5 protein-coding genes are annotated in these 6,495 nt (G+C 56.6%); 2 read left to right on the forward strand and 3 right to left on the reverse strand.

Translation table 11 applies throughout. The features are described from left to right. Nucleotides 1-381 precede the first annotated feature (381 nt). Together JI62_RS10060 and JI62_RS10065 are read left to right on the forward strand one after the other, a co-directional pair. Entirely contained in the window at nt 382-1,065 is a 684-nt protein-coding gene (locus JI62_RS10060) for a tRNA-(ms[2]io[6]A)-hydroxylase (protein WP_425348141.1), read from the forward strand. A gap of 27 nt (nt 1,066-1,092) precedes the next feature. After that, nucleotides 1,093-4,992, forward strand: coding sequence for an AAA family ATPase (locus JI62_RS10065; RefSeq protein WP_088700027.1), 3,900 nt, complete (start codon nt 1,093-1,095; stop codon nt 4,990-4,992). Nucleotides 4,993-5,013: 21 nt separating this feature from the next. Here the strand turns inward: JI62_RS10065 and JI62_RS10070 are convergent, their stop codons facing one another. From JI62_RS10070 to JI62_RS22885, 3 genes are all read right to left on the reverse strand, one after another. Beyond that, the gene (locus JI62_RS10070) at nt 5,014-5,271 is read right to left on the reverse strand and encodes a YkgJ family cysteine cluster protein (protein ID WP_088700028.1); all 258 of its coding nucleotides are present in this window, start codon (nt 5,269-5,271) and stop codon (nt 5,014-5,016) included. Continuing rightward, nucleotides 5,268-6,122, reverse strand: coding sequence for a 6-carboxytetrahydropterin synthase (locus JI62_RS10075; RefSeq protein ID WP_088700029.1), 855 nt, complete (start codon nt 6,120-6,122; stop codon nt 5,268-5,270). The genes JI62_RS10070 and JI62_RS10075 overlap by 4 nt, the downstream gene beginning before the upstream one ends. Continuing rightward, nucleotides 6,122-6,495, reverse strand: a 374-nt coding sequence (locus JI62_RS22885; RefSeq protein WP_240513205.1) for a 7-carboxy-7-deazaguanine synthase QueE, incomplete at its 5' end; no start/stop codon positions are given. The genes JI62_RS10075 and JI62_RS22885, both read right to left, overlap by 1 nt.

The following is a 6,495-nucleotide window of genomic DNA, read 5'->3' on the forward strand; positions in this document are numbered from 1 at the left end:
GTTAAGCTGGCAAGTAGAGACGGCTCTTGTACTTTATGTTGATGCCAAGATTTAAATGGATCAAAAAAGCGCTTTTTATTAGTCAATTGGCTCAAAACCAGGAAAGTTTTTTCCCACTTCTAAGCTAACTTCCCGCTGTGCGGGTGTGATTCTCGTTACACCGCGTTACCATACTCCTCACTTTATAACCTTAGAGCCGTTTTACTGCTGTGGTACTTATGCAAGCGTGTTGAGTAAAAGTGTGTGGAGCATTTTTAGGCGCTTAACTACATTAGTGATAGGCGATGAAGGATATAAAGAACGCAATGTTACAGGGAACTATAAGCGCCTTGCGCGCTTATATGTTGTACAATAGTGAGATGTAAGCTTGGTGATGGTGTTATGTTGATACAACCTGGTATGTCACAGCCTTCGATACATGCGAGTGCCTTGCAAGCGGCTGAACACACGGTCAAAGCGGATGATCTGTTGCCGGAAAGCTTGCACCGGTTTTTAGCCTGTGCAACCCCTGACGCATGGCTGCAGTGGGCCCTTGAAAACCCGGAAACGCTGCTGATTGACCATGCTCAGTGTGAGAAAAAAGCCGCTTCTACGGCAATGAGCTTGCTCTATCGCTACGTAGACCAGCCACTTCTACTCAGTAAAATGTCGCAGTTGGCCCGGGAAGAGTTGCTCCATTTCGAGCAGGTGGTTGGCCTTATGGAGGCACGTGGCGTGGCTTACCAGCATTTAACCGCTTCGCGCTACGCGGAAGGCCTAAGACGACACTTGCGTAGCAATGACCCCGAGCGGCTCATTGATGTGCTGATTATCGGCGCGCTTATTGAAGCGCGTAGCTGCGAGCGATTCGCTTGCTTGATTCCTTATTTAGACGAAGAGCTTGCCAAGTTTTATCGTACCCTGGTGAAGTCAGAAGGCCGTCATTTTGAGGACTATCTGTTACTGGCTCGCCAACAAACGTCGGACTCAATTGATGAGCGGATCGCTTTTTTTGTAGCGCGTGAAGCGGAGCTGATTACTTCGACCGATACGGCTTTTCGTTTTCATAGCGGTGTGCCAGCTTAAACCGCTTAGCCTGGCAGGATGTTTATCATGCGCGATGCTCGTGAGACAGACCAGTTGACTCTCTTTGGTCACTTTTCGCTTACCCAGGGCGAAGATGTATTAACCCACTTTAGTTACGACAAAGTGAAGGCGCTGCTCGTTTATCTGCTGCTGCACCGCCAGCCGGTGAACCGCGCCGCACTGGCCGAATTACTATGGCCCGACCAGGGATTATCCTCAGGCAGGACTAACCTACGCCATGCGTTGCACTGCCTTCGTCAGTCGCTCGGTGAGAGCGCTGACCAGGTGTTGAGTGTCTCCCGGCAGACGATAGCCTTTCAGCTCCCGGCCAATTGGAAAGTCGACCTGCATACGCTGCAGCAACTGCTTGAAGGCCCGCGGGACTTGGATACCCTGGAAGCACTGATGTCCTGCTACCAAGGCGACCTGATTGAAGAGCTTCAGTTGGCAAGCTGTAGTGAATTTCAGCGCTGGTTAGTCCAGGTGCGCAATGAGTGGCGCCAACGGGTTATTCGTTTTGCTGAACAGGTGCTCGACGCCCACACCGATGTGCCTGACCTGATCCTGGAAACCCTGGTCAGTCGCTTTTCAGGCTACGGCCCCTTTCATGAGCGTTTGGTGCGCCAACTGGCTGAACAGAATCAAATGGCCGCCGCTCACGAGCAGTATAATAGCTACTTGCAGCTACTGGCGCTGTCAGGCCAGCAACCTGAGCCTAGCTTTTTACAGCTGGCCAGCTACTGGTCTGACGGTCACCATGACCCCCGCATGATGAGTCCCCAGGGTGCGTTTTCCCGCGCGCTGGCGTCGGACAGCAAACCACTGCGCGAAGACGAAATTGAGCTGCGTCAGCTCTCGGTGATGGCTATCCGGCTGCGCTTGAAAGGGGAGTGGCAAGACCGCGCCGCGACCCGACACTGCCTTACTCTGCAGTTAGAGTTGTTGCGCTGGTTAGAGCAGCAGTGCCATCACTTGGGCGGCTTCTGGCTGCCTGGCGCCACAGGTGGCTTAGGATTGGCGTGTTTCGGTACCCATGGGCCTGCCCACCAGTTGGCTGAGTTGGTAGCGCTCTATGAGCACTGCCGGCAAGCGCTTCCCCAAGAGAGCGCCCGCCACTGGTCGGGCGAGGGCGAAGTGCCGCAATTTGAGCTGGCCGCTGGTTTGCACAGCGGGCGGGTCGTTTACTTGCCCGAGCGGCAATTGGCGGATCCCCTGGGGCAAGTTACCCAGACCTCCCTGGAGCTTATGAGCGCTGCCGAAGGCAGTGAACTGGTCATCTCTCAAGAAGCCAGCCAGCACATGCCACCTGCGCTCGATCTCCAGCCACGGCTGGTATCACGCTTAGTGGCTAGCGATGGTCGCGTTCGACTGCGAGCTTTAGTGCTGGGCTTAAACGAAGGCGGCCGCGATGCGCTGCCGCCTAGCCTGGTGGGGCGTGAAACCTCGCTGCGTACGCTACGCGATGCGTTGGCCCGGGCAGGTATAGGTTTGCGTCAAAGCGTGTTGGTTCGCGGTGCCTCTGGCATGGGCAAGTCGGCGCTGATGGTCGGATTTCGTCAGTTAGAGCTCAGCCGTGATGCGGCTATTTGCTGGCAGCCTACCACTCGGCTATCGGTGCTGGATCCCTACGGCGTTGCCCGCACCCTGGTTGGCTGGTATCTCAAGCAACCGTTGACCGTTGAGGCAATTCACGAACTACAGGCGACGCTGGAACTTGACCAGCTTACCCCTGAGCGGCAGCACCTGTTGGAGGAAGCGCTTGGCGTGCACGAGGTGCAGGAGATCACTCAGCTGGCTCAAAGCGGCGAAGCGGTCGAACTGGTGGTGATGCTACTGCACCGCTTAATCGAGCGCCAAGCGACCACTCATACCCTGGTGCTGATGGTTGACGACCTGCAGTGGCTGGATGAGCCTTCCTTTAAAGTGCTCGCCGGGCTGCAGGCTCGTCTGCCGATCAATACTGCCTTTATGCTGGTGGCCAGCCACCATGGCAGAGAACAACTGCCGGTGAAGCTGCATTGGGATCAGCAGATTAGCTTGGGCAATCTGGATACGCAGCAGTCCTCGCGGCTATTGTCACAGCTGTCACGGCGCTATCGTATTCATCTAAGCCCACGGCTACGCAACCAGATTATCGAGCGCTGCGATGGTGTGCCGCTCTATATGCAGGAAATTTGCCGTCGATTGGACATGGATCGCCGCGAGGGGCGTAGTGTTCAGTTTGATGAACTGCCCAAAGGGTTGTTAGGCCTACTGGCTAGCCGCATCGATCAGCTTGAGGGTGACCGCGAAATTGCCCATGTGGCGGCAGTGCTGGGTAAGCGCTTCCGGTTGGATTTCCTACTGGAGTGCAGCGGTTGGGAAAAAGGGCGCCTTAACCAAGCGCTCGAACATATGCGTGTGCTGGAGATTGTTGAGCCGGTCGATAAAGAGAGCGGTGAGCACGAATATCAGTTTAGTCATCAGCTGCTGCAAGAAGCGGCCTACCTTTCCTGCCCTCGGGATGTTCGCGTCAAGCTGCACCAGCAAGTGGTGACCTTGATAGAGGAGCGCTTTCCGGTGTGGATTAGTCGCCATCCCGGGGATTTTGCCACCCATCTGCGCCGCAGCGGCCACTATGCTCGTGGTGCGCGCTATTTTGAACTGGCCGCCCGTGAAGCGCTTAAGGTGAGCGCCAATCGAACCGCGCTGCGTATGGCCGATTTCGGGTTGGCGAGTCTGCGCCATGTCGAGCACGAGATTGAGCGTGAAGTGAGCCTGCTCACCGTGCGCGGTCAGGCGGCGTTCTCGTTAGAAGGCCACGGTTCGCCAACCGCACATGAAAGCTTTGTGCGTGCGCGGGAACTGCTGCGCGAATCGGGTAGCGATAGGTTAGAAGACCCAGAAGATCTAGAGCAGATATTCCTGGTTAAGTGGGGGCTTTGGGTGGGCCGCAGCCAGCGCTATGCTCATGCGGATGCTTTTGCACTGGCGTCGACGCTCGCGGATCTCGCTGCACGCCTTGAAGATCCTCGTTATCGTCGTTTGGCCGATTATGCCCGTGCCAACTGCGAGTATTGGGCTGGTCGCATTCAACAGGCTCATGACCATTTGGATGAAATCGATCCGCTCAATGTGCAGATGATGATCGAATGGTTGCCGTTCTCCGATCATCCGCAAGTATCTGCGGCCTGCTTCCAAGGCTGGGCGCTCTGCCTGCGGGGTGATTATCAGCGTGCCGAGCGCCAGGTGTCGGCGGCGATTCGGCTGGCGGAGAAAATTGCTCATCCCGGTACCTTGGCGCTGGCACTGCTCTTTGCCGCTGCCCTCTATCGTCAGCTAGGACACGTCCACTTGGCCGCACGGCATGCGGAGCGGGCAGCAGCAATGACGGGAACGCCCGATCTGCAGCTGTGGCAAATTTCCAGCCAGTGTATTCTCGGTTGGCAGCGTGCCCTGGCAGGCGATGCCACTGGCCTAACCCAGTTGCGCGATAGCTTGGATCAAATGGCGGAGCTGAACGGTCGCGACCGCTACCAGCGGCCAGTGCTATGGTACTCCGATGCCTGCATTGAGCTGGGCGAGTTAAACGCCGCAGAGGATTATCTTGACCAGTGCCTGGTGATTGCCCGTGAGCGTACCACGCTATTCCTGCCTGAATTGGCTACCCAGCTGGCCAAGGTGCGTGATCTGCTTGGGCACCCTGCCAATGAAGTCAAAGCACTGGCTGAAATGGCGATTAACCAGTCCCGCGAGCATGGCAATCGCCACCAGGAGCTAGCGGCTCTTGAGCTATGGTTGACGCGTATTGAACCCAATGATCAGCAGGCCAAAGAGAGTTTTAGGCGGCTATTGAGTGAAGTCAGCCACAGTGATGCCCCGGTGCTCACTCGCTGGATTAGCTTGTTGGATCGCCGTTTGCCGCGGCCGGTAGGCGCTGAAGGTTGATAAGCTAAAGCAGGGCACTGTTTAACGGGTGTCCTGCTCCAGCCAGGTCAAGGTGGCGAGCGCCTCTTCCCGGTGCTCGCCACATACACTGGCGTCAAAGTTAAATCGCTCGCAAACCCTGGGGCGACTCGGATCGCCGAACAGACGGCACAAATTATCCTCGTCTAACTGAACACAGCGGACGCCCGCCGGCTTGCCCTCAGGCATGCCGGGGATGGCTGAGCTAATTGAAGGCGCGATACAACAGGCGCCACACCCCGCACGACACCCTTCACTCATAGCCGACTTGGTGTAGCACTAGGTGTAAACATAGCAATCGCGCCCTTGTTAATGCCCTCAAAGGCCTGAATGCGCGTGGCTACTCCGCTTTGCGTGGCAACCTCTTTCGCCAGCCAAGCAGCGATATTTTCTACCGTGGTAGGGCCGGGAAGGACTGCGCATAGCGACTGTGGCAGCGTAATGGAGAAATCGCCTTGGGCGGCCCGATAGCCGCAGGTAAGGAAGTCGTTATCCCGGGAGGTGATATCCGCCTCTTCAAGCAGGTAGCGATTATCCAACCATGCGGCCCACTGCTTTTCGAGCTTAGGTTGACGCACCCCTTGCTGAAAGATATGTAGCCGCGACCGGTGGCCGTGGGCGATACGCTGGCAGTTGCCCAGGTGGCGCTTTAGGCCGTGGGTGTAGCCATAAGCAGCGCCTTCAATGGCCTCGTCGCTAAGCGTTAGGGTGACCTGGTGGACATTTTTAGGGCGCTGTTCGGTGAGCTGCTGGCTTAAATGTTCAGCGACCGTGTCGGGCTCAATAGCCTGCCAGGGAAGCAGGCTAAAGGCCTCTTTTGGGCCGCGCACTTCCATCGGGTAGGGGGTGGTGGTACGCACACACAAGCCTTCAGGGCACTCAGTTACCGTGATCCCAGGGGCTTGAGTGGGCACCAGCAGGGTGTGATCGAGACCGCCATCCAGCGTACGTTTGATCCACGGTTTGACTTCACCAAAATCGAACAGCATGCCATCTTCGCCCAGCTCGCCATCCAGCACTGCGTCTACTTGCCAGCTACAGCCGACTAAGCCGCGCTGGGAACACCAGAGGGAAACATCGATATGGGTCAGTTGTTGAACAAATAGGGACATTAATCAAAACCTGCTAATTTGTGCATTTGTAGCGACAGGCGCCACTGGGGGTTAGCCATACAGTAGGCGGTCGCTTCAGCGACGGTAGTCTTATCCTGATTGAGAGGGGCAAGATCCATCGGCTGTAAAAAGAAGTGGCGAAACCCCAGGCTTGAAAACTGCTCCGGGGGAGCGTCCTTCTGAGGGTAGACGAGCTTTAATTCATCGCCTTGAGTAACGGCCAGCGGATTGCTGCCCTTAGGGCTGACACACAGCCAGTCGATGCCTGGGGGCGGTGTCAGCGTGCCGTTGGTCTCGACGGCCACCTCAAACCCATGACTATGCAGCGTGGCAATCAGCGTAGCGTCAAGCTGCAGCAGCGGCTCGCCGCCGG

Source organism: Halomonas campaniensis, from assembly GCF_002211105.1.
GTDB classification, from domain to species: domain Bacteria; phylum Pseudomonadota; class Gammaproteobacteria; order Pseudomonadales; family Halomonadaceae; genus Vreelandella; species Vreelandella campaniensis_A.